This is a genomic window from Thermodesulfovibrionales bacterium (assembly GCA_035622735.1).
Classification (GTDB): Bacteria; Nitrospirota; Thermodesulfovibrionia; order Thermodesulfovibrionales; family UBA9159; genus DASPUT01.
Genome location: DASPUT010000025.1, coordinates 1 through 2,969, shown reverse-complemented (window position 1 = coordinate 2,969; position 2,969 = coordinate 1). Strand labels below are relative to the sequence as shown.

The window sequence follows — 2,969 nt, the reverse complement described above, 5'->3', positions numbered from 1 at the left end:
GGTATCCGCCTATACCGACGACGAGGATCGAGAGCATGACCAGTGAGGTCATGATCGGCCGTTTGATGAAGAGCTCGGATACGTGCATTATTTACCGCGCCCCGCAGCATTCTTGATCTCGACCCTGACGCCCGGAACGAGGCGGAGTTGTCCGTCCGTCACGACCTTCTCACCGGCCCGAAGTCCCTTCTCGATGACCGATTCGCCGTCGAGTGCCCTGCCCACATCAACAGGGCGTGACTCAACGGTAAGGTCGTCCTTGATGACGAAGACATACTGACCACTTTGCCCGGTCTGGACCGCGGGAGCGGGAATCACGATCGCGTTCGGCTGAGTCGTGAGCGTCATGACGACGTTCACAAACTGACCGGGCCAGAGCCTTTTTTCCGCGTTCGCGAACGTGGCCTTCAGCTTTATCGTGCCGGTCGTGACGTCGACCGCGTTGTCCACGAAGGTGAGTATCCCCTCGACAGGGTGAGCTTCATCCGTCCCGATGACCGCATCGACCTTCACCTTCTCCATCGCCATATATTTCTTGATCTCACCGAGGTACTGTTCCGGCACGGAAAACGTTACGTAGATCGGCTGAACCTGGTTGATTACGACTATAGGATTATCCGCATTCGCCTTTATGAGATTGCCCTGTTGGGACAGGAGACTTCCGGTACGACCGGTAACAGGAGAGTAAATGTAGCAGTATTTGACCTGAAGCCTGGCGTTTTCTACTACGGCCCGGTCTGCGTTCACTGTCGCCTCAAAGGCCGCAAAGTTTGTGCGGATCTGGTCGAACTGCTCCTGAGCCACGTATCCCTTCTTGACGAGTTCCGCATAACGCCGTACCTCCTCGCGAGCGTTCTCGAGCTGAGCGCTGTCCTTTGCGAGGTTCGCCTCCGCTTGTTTCAGCGCCGCTTCATAAGGACGGGGGTCGATCGTGAAGAGGATGTCGCCCTTCCTCACGTCCTGTCCCTCTTTGAAGTGCACGGTCTGAAGTTCTCCGCCGATCTGCGCTTTCACCCCGACCGTAGTGTAAGCCTCGACATTGCCGATGGCACGAAGCTGCACGGGAACCGTCCTCTGCACGACATCGCTGGCTGAAACCGGAACCGCATCTTTCTTCGGAGGCGCCTTCTTTTCGCTCGAGCAAGACGCCAGAAGGGATACCGATAATACAGCCGCAACAAGGAGTATCATCACGTTCACAGAAACCGAATTCCCGTTCATCGACAGTTGCCCTTCCCCACCTTTTCTCATCACCCTTTTCTCATCACCCTTTCCTCTCTCCCTGTCGCGTCTTCGCTCTCAACGTCCCTTTCACGAAGATATCCACATACTCATGCACGACGCTCTCGTCCGTGAAGGGATATTTCCTCTGCAGGAGGAATTCCCGCGCGTTGAAGTACGAAAAGAACATCCCGAGAAAGGCCCGGGCACCCAGTTCGGGATGAAAGTCCCGCAGAACACCCTTGCCCTTCAGCTCCTTGAAATAGGACGCTAGCGTCCTGAAGATTTCATCCACAAAATTGTGATAGATCTCCTTCACCTTCGCGGGATAGAGCCGCACCTCGGCGTTCATGATCTGTATCAGTTCCCTCCTCTCGGATAGCCTCGCGAGAAACCTCTTCGCTATCTCCGAGAGAGCGCCGGGGTAATCCATGTCCCTCAATTCGGGAAGCAGCCCTTTCAGGGCCGGGAGAAAGGTGTAGGTGTGTATCACTTCCTCGAAGAGTTTTTCCTTCGACGAGAAATGCCTGAAGAGGGTCACCTCCGCGATTCCCGCCTCGCCCGCGATCTCCCGCGTCGTGGCACCGAGATAGCCCTTCTTCGAAAAGACCCGTAACCCGGCCTCCAAAATCCTCTTTCGTGTACCGCTGTTCGTTGTCATGTTTGTTAGCGCTTACTTACATTAGTCAAAAGGGCGCAGAGATGTCAAGGGACAGAGGGTTTCATGCCGAAACACGGCGAAAGACTGACAAGGTCGGCCGTCTTTCACATCCGCGGCATCCTCATCACAAGGCCCATGCGAGCAACAGAGCGCCCCTCGTTCTCACAAAAAAGAGCTTTTTCTCGTAGGAATCGTTTATACTAAAAAAGCTGTCGTAAGCATTTTCACGGAACGGGACGCAGACATTCCCGTAGGATTTAGATCCTCTTGCGGTTTGTCTCACGGGGCTCAAGAAAGGAAGTACATGTCTGGCTCAGGAACATTGCCGTCGTTGACGATCAAGGGAAGGAAGATCACCCTGCCGATTATTCAGGGCGGGATGGGTGTGGGGGTTTCCTTGTATCCCCTTGCGGCCGCCGTAGCGCGTGAGGGGGGGGTCGGCGTCGTTTCGAGCGCCTGCCTCGACAGGCTCCTCTCGAAGAGAAACGGGAAAAAGGTCAGGACATATGAGGCCGCGTACGAGGAAATTTCGTTGGCCAGGTCCGCGGGAGGCTTTGCCGGCATCAACATCATGGGCGCACTCGCGAGGGACTATGAAGATTCCGTTCGCGGGGCCCTTGACGCACAGGCCGATGTCATCATCTCCGGGGCCGGATTGCCCCTGAACCTGCCCGCGATTCAGCCTCCTAAGGATACAGCCCTAATACCGATAGTGTCCTCCGCAAGGGCCCTTGATCTCATTTGCAGGAAATGGGAACGGTTGGGGTATCGGCCGGATGCGGTCGTGCTCGAGGGACCGCTCGCCGGAGGGCATCTCGGTTTCCGGATCGATCATTTGGATCTCGAAGAGAACAGACTCGAAAACCTCTTGCCCCCCGTTAAGGACATGGCGTTGAAGTACGGCGGCTTCCCCGTCATCGTCGCCGGAGGGATTTACACCCACGGCGACATCGTAAGATTCTTGCGGATGGGAGCGGATGGTGTTCAGATGGGAACGAGGTTCCTCGCAACGGAAGAGAGCAGCGCCACCGAAGAATATAAGCAGGCGGTGGTAAACGCGAAAAAGGAGGACATCTTTGTCGCGCAG

Annotated in this window: 3 protein-coding genes; 1 reads left to right on the top strand and 2 read right to left on the bottom strand. The window is 56.0% G+C overall.

Going from position 1 to position 2,969, the window contains the following annotated elements; translation table 11 throughout:
- Positions 1-87: 87 nt before the first annotated feature.
- On the bottom strand, positions 88-1,251 hold the full coding sequence (locus tag VEI96_01285; GenBank protein ID HXX56617.1) for an efflux RND transporter periplasmic adaptor subunit: 1,164 nt from the start codon (positions 1,249-1,251) through the stop codon (positions 88-90).
- Between the two features lie 13 nt (positions 1,252-1,264).
- Positions 1,265-1,882, bottom strand: a complete 618-nt coding sequence (locus VEI96_01280; GenBank protein HXX56616.1) for a TetR/AcrR family transcriptional regulator — start codon at positions 1,880-1,882, stop codon at positions 1,265-1,267.
- Positions 1,883-2,186: 304 nt separating this feature from the next.
- Here VEI96_01280 and VEI96_01275 point away from each other — a divergent pair.
- Positions 2,187-2,969: nitronate monooxygenase (locus tag VEI96_01275; protein HXX56615.1), on the top strand; the 783-nt coding region annotated here is incomplete at its 3' end.